Raw genomic sequence first — 14,582 nt, 5'->3', positions numbered from 1 at the left:
GTTCTTCTACCAGCAGCCAGGCGATGGCGGTGGCGTAACGCAGATTGACGGTCAATTCCAGGTGCGGGCCGCTAAGAAAAGCATGCTGGCAGGCGAGACCGCGAACAAGGCTCGCGCGCTCCGGATCCAGAGCCAGGTAGTGATCCCAAAGGGCTTGGTGGCGATGCTCGGCAATCCGGTAGAGGCCATGGCCACGCCGATCATGCAGGGCGGAGCCGAGGGCGGACTGGCTGGCGGCGATCCCCAGCAGCAGGGATTCGGCGGTTGCGCAGTGACGTCCCAGATAAATCAATGTGGGACGGATCACGTAGCGACACAGTTCGCTGGCAGCGATACCCATAATGCCCTCGATTCTTGTAATGGGGCGGCGAAACCTGAAGGGGCCTTGGCAGCGGTGGATCGACTCAGGCTCGCCGGAAGCGGATCAAGCCGCTTGAGTTGAAGTGTAGTGTCATATTCACGACGTAAAGGCCTGTTTTTAAAATATTTCCAGCAGCGAGCGAAAAGCGTTATATCCGATGGTGCTTAGGCACCAGCGGCTAAAAGCGAAACATCGGGCAATAAAAAACCCCGCATTGTGTGCGGGGTTTTTGCTTTTGCAGCCTTTTCGGCTCTCAGGCAATCAACGCCTGACGCGTACGATCAATAATGGCCTGCAGCGGCTCGGCGCTGGAGTATTGATCGGGGTACAGACGCTCGCTGTGGCGGGCGATTCCGTGTTCATTGACCACGGTGAAGCTGAAGCAGCCTTTGCGAGCGGCCATGATCAGGCAGTTCATCGGGGCAAAAGCGTTGGTTAGGGTGCGAATGGCATCCTGAGTCTGGATTTGAGTAGACATAGTTATTAGGTGTTCCTACAAATGACACGGATAAGAACCGTGCAACGTTAAAACGTTCCAGTAATGTCGACCACCATTGGTCGAACAAAGAACCCGACTGGAACAAAGCAGCCAGTTTGAAGCGCTATTAAGTTGGCGCGCTTGGGCTGGCAGGTAGGTACTTAGGAGGACAGGCAACACATCGAGGGCAGAGGTTCTGGGCCCGGGGTGAAGATCCTGATCAATTTGCAGGTTGGTTCGGTCAGAGTAAGTGGTCTTCGCAGCACCCTTTGCATTCATTCAAAGGCTGTGCTGGCGCAAGATTTACCTGGAAACCATCGAGGGGTCGTTCCCGCTTTTTTCGGTGAAGGGCTTCTGGGAAGAAGGTTGACCGTGGGGATGTGTTCGACCGGAATTGACTTTCAGCTTGGTACTAACGCCGCGGATAGTAACGGAACGTCCTGGGCAATGCAAACCCTGCGGCAAAAAAGATTTCGGTCGGTGGCGCGGATCGTGGGTGACAGGGCTGGCCCTTTCGCGAGCAGGCTCGCTCCCGCAGGAGACAGGGATCCGAATGTGGGAGCGCGCCTGCTCGCGAAGGAGCCGTCCGTCGCCACAAAAGCGTGCAGTCATGCCCATCGCCAACCCGCTTATCCACTGCTCAGGGTGCAAAACGACCCGAAAAAGCGCATCGATATAACCGGGTAACAGGTACTTGTGCACATTAGTTGCGCAGACGGTAACCTCACTGTCATATCAATCCTGACCCCGATGGCTGCCTGCATCAAAAGTTTAAGTCAATGAAAAATATCGTCTTTTTTTGTTGGTGAAAAAATCGTCAGTTTGACTGCGAGCCCCATTCCACAAGGCTTTGCGCGAGTTCGGAAGCGGTTGTCCACTGAGTTATCCACAGCTTCTGTGGATTGTCCCTAGCGCTTGCTCTAGCACGGGCGTGCCGGGTTTTTTTCGACTTTACCTGTACGAAAAAGAGAGTAGAGTGGCGCGCCTTCCGATCTGTCCCACAGTGTTTTATGAAGTTTCGCTCAGTATCAGACTCTGTTACCTCCGAACACCCTCGTGTTACCTCTCCCAAGCGATTTTCCGTGCGTGTGGCCGAATGGCTGCTCGACAGCCCGCGGCTGGGCGATAGCCGTAATGCCAAGCATCTGGCGGGGCGCCTGCTCAAGCAACCGGCACGCGAAGGCGTAGTCGCGGCGCAAAGTCGCCTCGGCCAATTGATGTGCCGCGAGTGTGGCAATGCCCGGGATCGGCGCATCGGCCAGGATCTGCTGCGCCAGGCCGCTCGCGCCGGCGACCGTCGTGCACAACGGGAACTCGGTCTGCTCGAAGACTGAGCTGTCCAATACCCCACGCCTTGGTTAACCTTCAGGCTTTATCGGATCGGCAGGAGTGGCTATGGCTATGGACTTGACCAGCGTGTTGCTCGGTCTGGCGGGCGCGGGATTGCCGCTGCTGGCGCTGGCCTGGCAACTGCAGCGGCGGGCCAGCGACCGGCAAGCCGAGGTCGCCTTGCTCGAAGAGCGCCTGGCCATGGCGCAACTGGCGCAGGACGGGCTTAACGCGCAGTTGGAAGCCAGCCGCGATGAAATCGTCGACCTCGGCCAGGCCAATGCCGCCAGGCAGGCGGAGTTGGCGGCTCTGCGCCGCGAAGTCGAGTTGCTGCAGATCGAACGCGATGACGCCCGTGACGCGTCCCACGCCTGGAACATCGAGCGCGCCAACAAAGAGGCCGAATTGCGCCGCCTCGACGCCCAGGCCGCTTCGCTGAACGCCGAACTGCGCGAGCAACAGGAAAGCCATCAACAACGCCTCAACGACCTGCAAGGCTCGCGCGATGAGTTGCGCGCGCAGTTCGCCGAGCTGGCGGGAAAGATCTTCGATGAGCGTGAACAGCGCTTTGCCGAGACCAGTCAACAGCGTCTCGGCCAGTTGCTCGATCCACTGAAAGAGCGCATCCAGTCCTTCGAAAAACGCGTGGAAGAGAGCTATCAGGCCGAAGCCCGCGAGCGCTTCTCGCTGGCCAAAGAGCTGGAGCGTCTGCAGCAATTGAACCTGCGTCTGAGTGACGAAGCGACCAACCTGACCCGCGCCCTCAAAGGCCAGAAAACCCAAGGCAATTGGGGTGAGTTGATTCTTGAACGGGTGCTGGAGCACGCCGGTCTGGAGAAGGGGCGCGAGTACCAGACCCAGGTCAACCTCAAGGGGCCGGACGGCGAGCGCTTCCAGCCGGACGTGATCATTTACCTCCCGGGCGACAAACAGGTGGTGGTCGACTCCAAGGTCAGCCTCACGGCGTATCAGCAGTATGTCGCCGCTGAAGACGACACCCTCGGCCAGGCCGCGATCAAGCAGCACGTGCTGTCGCTGCGCAGTCACGTCAAAGGCCTGGCCGGAAAGGATTACAAGCGTCTGGAAGGCCTGCACAGCCTCGATTTCGTGTTGCTGTTCGTGCCGATCGAAGCGGCATTTTCCGCCGCTTTGCAAGCCGAGCCGACGTTGTTCCAGGAGGCATTCGACCGCAACATCGTGATCGTCAGCCCGACCACGTTGCTGGCGACGTTACGGGTGATCGACAGCCTGTGGAAGCAGGAGCGGCAGAGCCAGAACGCCCGGGAAATCGCCGAGCGTGCCGGCTGGCTGTACGACAAATTCGTGCTGTTCATTCAGGATCTGGACGAGGTCGGCAATCGCCTGCAACAGCTGGACAAGGCTTACAGCTCGGCGCGCAACAAACTCACGGAAGGGCGCGGCAACCTGGTCAGCCGCAGTGAGCAGCTCAAACTGCTCGGTGCGCGGGCCAGCAAGAGTCTGCCGGCGGACTTGCTGGAACGGGCGATGACCGATGTCGACGGGCTGGTCGAACTGCCAGAGTAAAGAGCAAAAGATCGCAGCCTGCGGCAGCTCCTACAGGATGAATGCAAATCCCATGTAGGAGCTGCCGAAGGCTGCGATCTTTTGCTTTTACAGCGGCACATACCGACTCAACAACGCCCGCAATGCCGCCGGTTTCACCGGTTTGGCCAGATAATCCAGCCCTGCCGCATGCACCTGCGCCACCGTCTCCGGGCGGCCATCGGCGCTGATCACCACCCCCGGCACTGGCTCGCCTAACGTGGTGCGCAGCCACGCCATCAGCTCGGTTCCGGTATCGCCGTGGTCGAGGTGATAGTCGACCAATGCCAGTTGCGGCCGCACACCCTCGTTGAGCAACGCCGCGCATTCTTCGCGATTGCGCGCCGTCCACACCTGACAGCCCCAGCGGGTGAGCAGGCTGTTCATGCCAATCAAAATGCTGTCTTCGTTGTCGATGCACAGCACTTGCGCGCCGCTGAGCAACTTGCCATTCAGCTCCACCGCGGCGCTTTGCGGCAGCGCTTGCGCCCGGGCCAATGGCACGCTGACACTGAACACGCTACCGCGTCCCGGCCACGAACGTACGCGCAAGGTATGGCCGAGCACGCGACACAAACCGTCGGCAATCGCCAGGCCCAGGCCGAGGCCTTTTTCGGCGCGGGTCTGATGGCTGTCGAGGCGTTTGAACTCCTCGAAAATCACCTGTTGCTTGTCTTCCGGAATCCCCGGTCCGCGATCCCACACCTCCAGACACAGTTCACTGCCGCGTCGACGCACGCCCAGCAACACTGGCCCTTTGGCGTAGCGGAACGCGTTGGTCAGGAAGTTCTGCAAGATCCGCCGCAGCAGCTTGATGTCGCTGTCGATGCGCAACTGGCTGCCGCGCACCCGGAACGTCAGCCCTTGTTCCTGTGCCAGCGCCTTGAATTCGGCGCCGAGGGTGTCGAACAGCTCGTTGACCGCGAACGGCTTGCGATCGGGGTTGATCTTGCCGTTCTCCAGGCGGGAAATATCCAGCAGGTCGCTGATCAGGTCTTCTGCCGAACGCAGCGAACTGTCGAGGTGTTGCACCAGTTTCTGCGCCTCGCTGCTCAAGCCGTCGTCCTGGTGGGAGAGGGCGGCAGAGAACAGGCGCGCGGCGTTTAGCGGCTGCATCAGGTCATGGCTGACGGCGGCGAGGAAACGGGTTTTCGACTGATTCGCGGCCTCGGCATGGCCCTTGGCTTCAGTCAGTGCAACGTTGAGCTGCGACAGCTCTTGGGTGCGCTCGCTGACCCGTTGCTCCAAACCTTCGTTGGCCTCGGTCAACGCCTGCTCGGCCTCGCGGAACGCAGTGATGTCGGTGAAACTCATGACGAAGCCGCCGCCGGGCATCGGGTTGCCGATCAGCTCGATCACCCGGCCGTTGGGGAACAAGCGTTCGGAGGTATGCGCACGGCCCTGACGCATCCAGTGCAGGCGCCGGGCAACGTGGACTTCCGCCTCGCCGGGGCCGCACAAGCCGCGTTCGGCGTTGTAGCGAATGATGTCGGCAATCGGCCGGCCGACGCTGATCAAACCGTCCGGGTAGTTGAACAGCTCCAGATAGCGCCGGTTCCACGCCACCAGTTTCAGCGACTGGTCGACCACGCTGATGCCTTGAGTGATGTTTTCGATCGCGCCTTGCAGCAAGGCGCGGTTGAATTGCAGGACTTCCGAAGCTTCGTCAGCGATGCGGACGACGTCCTCCAACTGCATTTCCCGACCTTCAATCGCGGCTTTTACCACCGCCCGTGTCGAAGAAGCGCCGAGTACGCCGGCCAACAAGCGTTCGGTGTGGGCGATCCATTCGCCGTCAGCATTCTGGTTCGGGTTGAAGCCCTTGCCCTGGCGGTAAGCGAAACGAATGAAGCTCTGTCGCGCGCGTTCTTCACCGACAAAGCGTGCCGCCAGTTGCAGCAAATCATCAATCTGCACCGCGAGCATCGAGCGCGCACTCGGCCGAGCACTGATTTCCTGGCCGATGAAGCGCCCGGCCTGCCAGTGCTCCGAGACCCGCGTGCGCGACAACACCGAGACCCATGCAAACAGCGTGAAGTTGCCCGCCAGCGACAACACCACACCTTGGGTCAACGGGGTGATCGGCAGGTTCAGCGGGTTACTGTGCAGCCACGAAAGGCCGGGGAACGTGCTCAGCGACCAGCCGAGGCTGTGGGCGGCAATCGGCAGGATCAGCGTGTAAAACCAGAGGAATGTACCGGCGGCCAGACCGGCGAATACCCCACGGCGGTTGGCCTGTTTCCAGTACAGCGCGCCCAGCATCGCCGGTGCCAGTTGGGTGACGGCGGCGAAGGCGATCTGGCCGATGGTCGCCAGGCTCGCGGTGGAGCCGAGCAAACGGTAGCTGACGTAGGCCAGCAACAGAATCAGCACAATGCTCACGCGGCGCACCGAAAGCATCCACTGGCGGAACACTTCGAACGGGCGCTCGGCGTTGTTACGGCGCAGCAACCACGGCAAGAGCATGTCGTTGGAAACCATGGTAGACAGCGCCACACTGGCCACAATCACCATGCCGGTGGCCGCTGACGCACCGCCGATGAACGCCAGCAACGCCAGGGCCGGATGGGCCTGGGCCAGTGGCAGGCTGATCACGAAGGAGTCGGGCAGTACGTGGCTCGGCAGCATCATCTGCCCGGCGAGGGCGATCGGCACCACGAACAGCGCGGCCAGCGCCAGATAGGCCGGGAACACCCACTTGGCCAGACGCAGGTCCTGCGGGTCGATATTCTCCACCACCGTGACGTGAAACTGTCGTGGCAGGCAGATGATCGCCATCATCGCCACACCGGTCTGCACCACCATCGACGGCCAGTTGATGGTTTCTTTCCAGTATTGCTCCAGTCGTGGCGCGAGCATGGCCTGATTGAACAGGTCGTCGAAACCGTCATACAGGCCAAAGGTGACGAAGGCGCCAACGGCGAGAAAGGCGAACAGCTTGACCAGTGATTCAAAGGCAATCGCCAGCACCATGCCGCGGTGGTGCTCGGTGGCGTCGAGGTTGCGCGTACCGAAGACGATGGTGAACAGCGCCAGCACCAGCGACACGATCAGCGCGGTGTCCTGGGCGCGGGTGCCCATGGCGTCGGCACCGGCGCCGATCAACAGGTTCACGCCGAGGACGATGCCTTTGAGTTGCAGGGCGATATAAGGGAGGACGCCGACCAGGCAGATCAGCGCGACCACCACTGCCAGCGATTGCGATTTGCCGTAGCGCGCGGCGATGAAGTCGGCAATCGAGGTGATGTTCTCCTGTTTACTGATCATCACCATTTTCTGCAGGACCCACGGCGCGCCCAGCAGCAACAGGATCGGTCCGAGGTAGATCGGCAGGAATGACCACAGCTGTTCCGCCGCCTGACCGACCGCGCCGAAGAACGTCCAACTGGTGCAATAAACCGCCAGCGACAGGCTGTACACCCACGCGCGCATCCGCGGCGGCAACGGCGTGCTGCGACGGTCGCCGTAGAAGGCGATGGCGAACATGATGGCCATATAGGCCAGGGCGACGGCGGCGATCAGCCCGGTGGACAGCGACATGCAACACTCCCGACAAAAGACTCCCCGGCAATCCTGCCCGGGCGGACAGTCTCGCATGAGTGCGGCGGTTAGTCAGTGTCGACCAAGGTCGTGGCGTGGCGGGGTGTCGCAGGTTTGAAACCGGGTGGTTTCTCGGGTGACCGGTCAGGCCCCATCGCTGGCAAGCCAGCTCCCACAAGGAACTCCAGTGGGCACATATTTTGTGAACATCACAGACCCTGTGGGAGCTGGCTTGCCAGCGAAAGCGTCAGTCCTGTCGCAGTGCGATATCGATCAGCCGATGCAGCTCATCCACCTCCAGCGCCGCCGCCGAAAACAGAATCCGGAACACCACCGGGGCCACCACCAGATTGATCAGATGATCAACGCTCGGCGCCGGCTCGTCAGGGTGACGCTCGATGATGGTCTGCAACTGCGCGCCAATGATCGTCACGCAGTACCCCGGCGTGGCGCTGGCCTGCACGTCGCGCATCATGTTGCGCCCCGGCTCCGAACTCATTTCGTCCAGATATTGCTCGGCCCAGGCGCGGATATCACCGCGCAGGTCACCGGTCACCGCCGGTTCGCTGTCAGGGCGCATGCGGGCGAGGGCGACGTCGGCGAGCAATGCTGCCAGATCACCCCAGCGCCGATAGATCGTCGATGGCGTGACCCCGGCGCGCGCCGCGATTTGCGGGACGGTCACGGTGCTGCGCTCCTGTTCTTGCAGAAGTGCGCGGACTGCCGAATGAATCGACTCTTGCACCCGGGCACTGCGGCCACCGGGGCGTAAACCTTCTTTAATAGCCATGCGCCAGACCTTAACACAAAGAATTTGCTTTAAGGCAAAGTCGAGCGCACACTCCGCAAAAGCAAAAAATTAGCTTTTGCGGAGTGTGCGCATGACCAGCCTTTCTTCCAACCGTGGCAGCCTGATTTTCCTGGCGATCACCTTACTCAGTTTCCTCGCCGCTTCCACAGCGCCGACGCCGTTGTATCACCTGTATCAGGATCAACTGCACTTCTCGGCAGCTGTGCTGACCCTGATTTTCGGCGTGTATGCGCTGAGTCTGCTGGCGGCGCTGTTGACGGTCGGATCGCTGTCCGATCACCTGGGGCGCAAGCCGGTGATTTTCACTGCCGTGCTGCTCAACGCGCTGGCGATGCTGCTGTTCATCAGCGCCGACAGTGTTGCCTGGCTGATCAGCGCCCGCGTGCTGCAGGGTTTTGCCACCGGCATGGCCACCGCTGTTTTGAGCGCCACACTGCTCGACACCGACCGCCAGCAAGGGCCGTTGATCAACAGCGTCGCACCGTTGCTCGGCATGGCGCTGGGCAGTATGGGCTGTGGCCTGCTCGCCGAATTCGCCCCGGCGCCGTTGCAACTGACTTACGGGTTGTTGCTGGCGCTGTTTGTGTTGCAGGCGGTGTTTCTCTGGCGTCTGCCGGAAAGCGTCACCCCGCAAGCCGGGGCCTGGGCTTCGTTGCGGCCAACCCTGCATGTGCCGGTTCAGGCGCGTTCGACCTTATGGCGTGTGCTACCGCTGAACACCGCAACCTGGGCCCTCGGCGGCTTTTTTGCCTCGCTGGCGCCGTCGCTGGTGCGCACCGCCACGGGCTCGACGTCGAACCTGATCGGCGGTGCGACCGTCTCGGCGCTGACCGTGACCGGTGCCGTGATGATTTTCACTTTGCGCAATCGTCCCGCCGGCAAAGCCCTGCAAATCGGCGCCAGTCTGCTGCCCGTTGGTGTGCTGCTGATTCTGCTTGGCGTGCACAGCGCCAGTCTGGCGCTGTTTTTCCTCGGCACACTGGTTGCCGGTTGCGGCTTTGGCTCGGGTTTCCTCGGCGCGGTGCGCAGCCTGGTGCCGTTGGCCTCGCCGCATGAAAGAGCCGGTTTGATGTCGGCGTACTACGCGCTGAGTTATCTGGCGTTCTGCCTGCCGGCCTTGTTGGCCGGGCATTTGACCCGCGCCTATGGATTGCTGGCGACCACCGACGGCTACGGCGCCGGATTGATCGTCCTGGCCGTCACCGCGCTGTTGCTCAGCCTGCGCCCGCAAGCAGTGAAGGCTTGCAGCACTCCATAAACGCGGTGGTTTCAGTTACCTTTGTCCGGCCTTCTTTTCACGGATCGACAGATGAAGATTATCCGCAGCAAGTCGTTCACCGCCGAGCGTGCCTGGGGCGCGCTGGACATCGCCAGCATGAACGGCATCACCACGCGCCTGCACTGGACCGATCAGCCGTACAAATGGCACATCAACGACGGTGAGGAAGTGTTCGTGGTGCTCGATGGGCGGGTGCAGATGCACTATCGCCAACAGGGCGAGGAAAAGCAGGTGCTGCTGGAGGTCGGCGACATTTTCTACGCTTCGGTCGGCACCGAGCACGTGGCACATCCGCAGGGCGCGGCGCGGATTCTAGTGATCGAAAGCGAAGGCAGTGTCTAGACGCTTATCTGCAAAGTAGATAACAGATAGAGAAATTACCCGTTATATAGATATTCGATTCGGTTCTACCATGGACTCAACCTCACCTGAGGACAGGAGTTCATGATGATTTGCCCCAGCACCGCCAAACCCGGTATCAAGCCGTTCAGCCAGCTTCAGCATCCGCGTGAAGCGATCCGACAATTCACCCCGAACTGGTTCGCCGCAACCATGGGCACCGGCGTGCTGGCCCTGGCGCTGGCGCAACTGCCGGTGGCGATCCCCGGGTTGCACGCGGTGGCCGAAGGGTTGTGGCTGTTCAACATTCTGTTGTTCACCCTGTTTACCTTTGCCTATGCCGCGCGCTGGGTTCTCTTCTTCGATGAAGCGCGGCGGATCTTCGGCCATTCCACTGTTTCGATGTTCTTCGGCACCATCCCCATGGGCCTGGCGACCATCATCAACGGTTTTCTGGTGTTTGGTCTGCCACGCTGGGGCGATGGGGTGATTCATCTTGCCGAAGTGCTGTGGTGGCTCGATGTGGCGATGTCGCTGGCCTGCGGTGTGTTGATTCCGTACATGATGTTTACCCGTCAGGAACACAGCATCGACCAGATGACCGCCGTCTGGCTGTTGCCGGTGGTGGCGGCGGAAGTGGCGGCGGCCAGCGGCGGTTTGCTCGCGCCGCATCTGGCCGATGCTCACGCGCAACTGGTGGTGCTGATCACCAGCTACGTGCTTTGGGCATTCTCCCTGCCGGTGGCGTTCAGCATTCTGACCATCCTGTTGCTGCGCATGGCCTTGCATAAACTGCCGCATGAAAACATGGCCGCCTCGAGCTGGCTGGCCCTCGGCCCGATCGGTACCGGTGCATTGGGCATGTTGCTGCTGGGTAGCGATGCACCGGCGATCTTCGCCGCCAACGGCCTGCCGGGCATCGGTGAAATCGCTGCGGGCCTCGGGCTGATTGCCGGGATTACCCTGTGGGGCTTCGGCTTGTGGTGGATGTTGATGGCACTGCTGATCACCGCGCGTTACCTGCGTGACGGCATCCCGTTCAACCTCGGCTGGTGGGGCTTCACCTTCCCGCTGGGTGTGTACTCGCTGGCGACCCTCAAGCTTGCCAGCACGCTGAACCTCGGATTTTTCAGTGTGCTGGGCTGCGTGCTGGTAGCGTTGCTGGCAGTGATGTGGCTGATCGTCGGTAAACGCACCGTGCAAGGCGCGTGGCGCGGGGAGTTGTTTGTCTCGCCATGTATTGCAGGTTTGAAGAAATAACCTGAAAAGTTTAGGTAAGGTGTGGCCTGGATCGCCGATCGAGATTCCAATAAGCAGATCCAGGCCATTCTCTACCGACCTCAGGGAAACACGGAAGATGAGTCACCCCTCACAGTTCAACCTGCTTCGCACCCGGCGCTTCCTGCCGTTTTTCATCACGCAGTCGCTGGGCGCGTTCAATGACAACGTGTTCAAGCAGTCGCTGATTCTCGCCATTTTGTATCGGCTGACCATCGAGGGTGACCGTTCGATCTGGGTCAACCTGTGTGCGCTGCTGTTTATCCTGCCGTTCTTCCTGTTCTCGGCGCTGGCCGGGCAGTTCGGGGAAAAATTCGCCAAGGACGCGCTGATCCGTCTGATCAAACTCGCGGAAATCGCGATCATGGCCGTAGGATCGGTCGGTTTCCTCTTCGATCACCTGTCGCTGATGCTGGTCGCGCTGTTCGCCATGGGCACGCATTCGGCGCTGTTCGGGCCGGTGAAGTATTCGATCCTGCCGCAGGCATTGCGTGAGGATGAACTGGTTGGCGGCAACGGGCTGGTGGAGATGGGCACGTTTCTGGCGATTCTCGCCGGGACCATCGGCGCCGGCATCATCATGTCCTCGACCCATTACGCGCCACTGGTGTCGACGGCGATTGTCGGCATTGCCCTGCTGGGTTATCTCGCCAGTCGCGGCATTCCACGCGCTGCCGCGGCATCGCCGGAAATGCGCCTGAACTGGAACATCTTCAGCCAGTCCTGGGCCACCCTCAAACTCGGTCTGGGCCAGACCCCTGCAGTGTCGCGTTCGATTGTCGGCAACTCGTGGTTCTGGTTTGTCGGGGCGATTTACCTGACGCAGATCCCGGCCTACGCCAAGGAATGGATGCACGGCGACGAAACCGTGGTGACGCTGATTCTCACGGTGTTCTCGGTAGGCATTGCGTTGGGTTCGATGCTGTGCGAGAAGCTCTCCGGGCGCAAGGTCGAGATCGGTCTGGTGCCGTTCGGTTCGTTCGGCCTGACCGTGTTTGGCCTGTTGCTGTGGTGGCATTCCGGGGGAATCCCGGAAAGCGTCACCGGCCACAGTTGGATCGAAGTGCTGGGCTTTGCGCATACCTGGGCGGTGCTGGTCGATATTCTCGGTCTCGGGATTTTTGGCGGCTTCTATATTGTGCCGCTGTACGCCTTGATCCAGTCGCGCACCGCCGAGAACGAGCGGGCGCGGGTGATTGCCGCCAACAACATTCTCAACGCCCTGTTTATGGTGGTGTCAGCGATCGTTTCGATCGTGTTGCTGAGTGTGGTCAAACTGTCGATTCCGCAATTGTTCCTGGTGGTGTCGCTGCTGAACATCGGCGTCAACGCCTACATCTTCAAGATCGTCCCCGAGTTCAGCATGCGTTTCATGATCTGGCTGCTCAGCCATTCCATGTACCGCGTCGAGCACCGCAACCTCGAGGCGATCCCGGACGAGGGTGCAGCGTTGCTGGTGTGCAACCATGTGTCGTTCGTCGATGCCTTGCTGATTGGCGGCGCGGTGCGTCGGCCGATTCGCTTTGTCATGTACTACAAGATCTACAACCTGCCGGTACTGAACTTTATCTTCCGCACGGCGGGGACGATTCCGATCGCCGGACGCAACGAAGACATCCAGATCTACGAAAAGGCCTTCACCCGGATCGCCCAGTATCTGAAGGACGGTGAGCTGGTGTGCATCTTCCCGGAAGGCAAGTTGACCACTGACGGCGAGATCAACGAGTTCAAGGGCGGGCTGACGCGGATTCTCGAAGAAACCCCGGTGCCGGTGATTCCGCTGGCGTTGCAGGGGTTGTGGGGGAGTTTCTTCAGTCGCGATCCGAACAAGGGACTGTTCAAGCGGTTGTGGTCGCGGGTGACGTTGGTGGCGGGTTCGGCGGTGGCGGTGGAATCTGCGGAACCGGCGAAATTGCAGGGGTTGGTGGGGGCGTTGCGCGGGGCCGTCAGGTAATCGGTGATAGTGCTGGCCCCATCGCTGGCAAGCCAGCTCCCACAGGGATCTCCGGTGAACACAAATCTTGTGTAAATACAGAAAACCTGTGGGAGCTGGCTTGCCAGCGATGGGGCCATTGGCTTAAGCGCTTACTTTAAGGCCAATCAACCCGGTAATGATCAACGCCACACTGGCCAGCCGAATCAACGCCATCGACTCGCCAAACAGCATGATCCCGGCAATCACCGTGCCCACAGCGCCGACTCCGGTCCAGATCGCATAAGCCGTACCCAGCGGCAATTCCTTCATCGCCAGGCCCAGCAGGCCAAGGCTGATGGCCATGGCCGCAACGGTCAGGACGGTGGGGAGCGGGCGGGTGAAGCCGTCGGTGTACTTCAGGCCGACGGCCCAGCCGACTTCGAACAGGCCGGCGAAAAACAGAATGATCCAGGACATGAGAGACCTCCATCGATTGACGGGGCCGTCCCCAGATTGATAACTCGATCGAGCCGCAGGGTCGTCCCCGCGTAGCGCAACAGTCTGCCGAGCATTAATCCGGGGATCAAGTTTCCCGGTCAGTCGGCCGGCTGTTGCGCCAGCGCCTCACGGTCTTGCTTCTCGCTCATGCGCCGGAACCAGGTCGAGAGCAACGCCCCGGAAATGTTGTGCCAGACGCTGAACAACGCGCTCGGTACCGCCGCCAGCGGCGAGAAGTGCGCACTGGCCAGCGCCGCGCCCAACCCCGAGTTCTGCATGCCGACCTCCAGCGCCAGCGACTTGCGCTGCGCCAGTGGCAGCTTGAACAGGCGTCCGGTGAAGTAACCCAGCAGGTAGCCGAAGCTGTTGTGCAGCATCACCACGGCCATGATCAGCAGCCCGGACTCGGCGATCTTCGCCTGGCTGGCGGCCACCACGGCGGTGACGATGATCACGATGCTGACCACCGACACCAGTGGCAACACGTCCACCGCGTGGCGCACCTTGTCGCCGAGCACGCGTTGCGCGACCACGCCGAGCACGATCGGCAGCAACACTACTTGCAGGATTGACCAGAACAACTCCATGAACGACACCGGCAACCACGCGGAAGCCAGCAGCCAGATCAGCGCCGGGGTCAGCAGCGGGGCGAGGAGGGTGGTGACGGCAGCAATCGCCACCGACAGCGCCAGATCGCCGCGGGCCAGCCAGGTCATGACGTTGGAGGAGGTGCCGCTTGGGCAGCAGCCCACCAGAATCACCCCGACGGCGATTTCCGGTGGCAGATGGAAGATCTGGCAGAGCAACCACGCCACACCGGGCATGATCACGAAATGTGCGACCACGCCCAGAGCCACACGCCACGGATGGCGGGCGACGGCAGCAAAGTCGTCAAGTTTGAGGGTCAGACCCATGCCGAACATCACCAGCCCCAGCAGTGGCACGATCGCACCCTTGAGACCGAGAAACCACGCCGGTTGCAGGAATGCGATCACGGCGAAAATCAGAACCCAGTAAGCGAAAGTGTTGCCGACAAAGCGGCTCAGTGCAGCCAGTGCTCGCATGGCGTGTTCCTTATTATGTGAAAGCGTTAGGAAGCTAAGCATACGGTGCCAGCAAAAAGATCGCAGCCTTCGGCAGCTCATACAGGAAAACACATTCCAAATGTAGGAGCTGCCGAAGGCTGCGATC

12 protein-coding genes are annotated in these 14,582 nt (G+C 60.9%); 6 read left to right on the top strand and 6 right to left on the bottom strand.

The features are described 5' to 3' along the window. Both L6D63_RS20915 and L6D63_RS20910 read right to left on the bottom strand, forming a co-directional pair. Nucleotides 1-340: hypothetical protein (locus L6D63_RS20915; RefSeq protein WP_236170380.1), on the bottom strand; the 340-nt coding region annotated here is incomplete at its 3' end. 274 nt (nt 341-614) lie between these two features. Then, entirely contained in the window at nt 615-839 is a 225-nt protein-coding gene (locus L6D63_RS20910; RefSeq protein ID WP_007962908.1) for a hypothetical protein, read from the bottom strand. A 1,010-nt stretch (nt 840-1,849) separates the two neighbouring features. Between L6D63_RS20910 and L6D63_RS20905 the strand changes: the two genes are divergently transcribed. After that, nucleotides 1,850-2,173, top strand: coding sequence for an SEL1-like repeat protein (locus tag L6D63_RS20905; RefSeq protein ID WP_084234297.1), 324 nt, complete (start codon nt 1,850-1,852; stop codon nt 2,171-2,173). A 175-nt stretch (nt 2,174-2,348) separates the two neighbouring features. Continuing rightward, the gene (locus L6D63_RS20900) at nt 2,349-3,713 is read left to right on the top strand and encodes a DNA recombination protein RmuC (protein ID WP_236170381.1); all 1,365 of its coding nucleotides are present in this window, start codon (nt 2,349-2,351) and stop codon (nt 3,711-3,713) included. An 87-nt stretch (nt 3,714-3,800) separates the two neighbouring features. Here L6D63_RS20900 and L6D63_RS20895 read toward each other — a convergent pair whose 3' ends face one another. Continuing rightward, nucleotides 3,801-7,271 carry a hybrid sensor histidine kinase/response regulator gene (locus tag L6D63_RS20895; protein WP_095667130.1) on the bottom strand — a complete coding sequence of 1,157 codons (3,471 nt, stop codon included), beginning with the start codon at nt 7,269-7,271 and terminating at the stop codon, nt 3,801-3,803. A gap of 247 nt (nt 7,272-7,518) precedes the next feature. Then, nucleotides 7,519-8,061 carry a TetR/AcrR family transcriptional regulator gene (locus tag L6D63_RS20890; RefSeq protein WP_047292900.1) on the bottom strand — a complete coding sequence of 181 codons (543 nt, stop codon included), beginning with the start codon at nt 8,059-8,061 and terminating at the stop codon, nt 7,519-7,521. Between the two features lie 91 nt (nt 8,062-8,152). On the opposite strand from L6D63_RS20890, the gene L6D63_RS20885 reads away from it, so the two are divergent. The 4 genes from L6D63_RS20885 (at nt 8,153) to L6D63_RS20870 (ending at nt 12,932) form a co-directional block, all read left to right on the top strand. Next, on the top strand, nt 8,153-9,340 hold the full coding sequence (locus L6D63_RS20885; RefSeq protein WP_131670025.1) for an MFS transporter: 1,188 nt from the start codon (nt 8,153-8,155) through the stop codon (nt 9,338-9,340). 51 nt (nt 9,341-9,391) lie between these two features. Next, nucleotides 9,392-9,703 (top strand): cupin domain-containing protein, encoded by a 312-nt coding sequence (locus L6D63_RS20880; protein WP_047292904.1) that lies wholly within the window; start codon nt 9,392-9,394, stop codon nt 9,701-9,703. A 105-nt stretch (nt 9,704-9,808) separates the two neighbouring features. Then, the gene (locus tag L6D63_RS20875; RefSeq protein WP_131670513.1) at nt 9,809-10,960 is read left to right on the top strand and encodes a TDT family transporter; all 1,152 of its coding nucleotides are present in this window, start codon (nt 9,809-9,811) and stop codon (nt 10,958-10,960) included. Between the two features lie 97 nt (nt 10,961-11,057). Next, complete coding sequence (locus tag L6D63_RS20870; RefSeq protein ID WP_131670026.1) at nt 11,058-12,932, top strand: MFS transporter; 1,875 nt, start codon at nt 11,058-11,060, stop codon at nt 12,930-12,932. A gap of 123 nt (nt 12,933-13,055) precedes the next feature. On the opposite strand, the gene sugE is transcribed toward L6D63_RS20870, so the two are convergent. After that, the gene (sugE, locus tag L6D63_RS20865; protein ID WP_047292910.1) at nt 13,056-13,370 is read right to left on the bottom strand and encodes a quaternary ammonium compound efflux SMR transporter SugE; all 315 of its coding nucleotides are present in this window, start codon (nt 13,368-13,370) and stop codon (nt 13,056-13,058) included. Nucleotides 13,371-13,489: 119 nt separating this feature from the next. Continuing rightward, nucleotides 13,490-14,455 carry a bile acid:sodium symporter family protein gene (locus tag L6D63_RS20860; RefSeq protein ID WP_047292912.1) on the bottom strand — a complete coding sequence of 322 codons (966 nt, stop codon included), beginning with the start codon at nt 14,453-14,455 and terminating at the stop codon, nt 13,490-13,492. Nucleotides 14,456-14,582 lie beyond the last annotated feature (127 nt).

The sequence above is a fragment of the Pseudomonas parakoreensis genome, from assembly GCF_021602155.1.
Taxonomy (GTDB): Bacteria; Pseudomonadota; Gammaproteobacteria; order Pseudomonadales; family Pseudomonadaceae; genus Aquipseudomonas; species Aquipseudomonas parakoreensis.
This window is presented reverse-complemented; position numbering and strand designations above follow the sequence as displayed.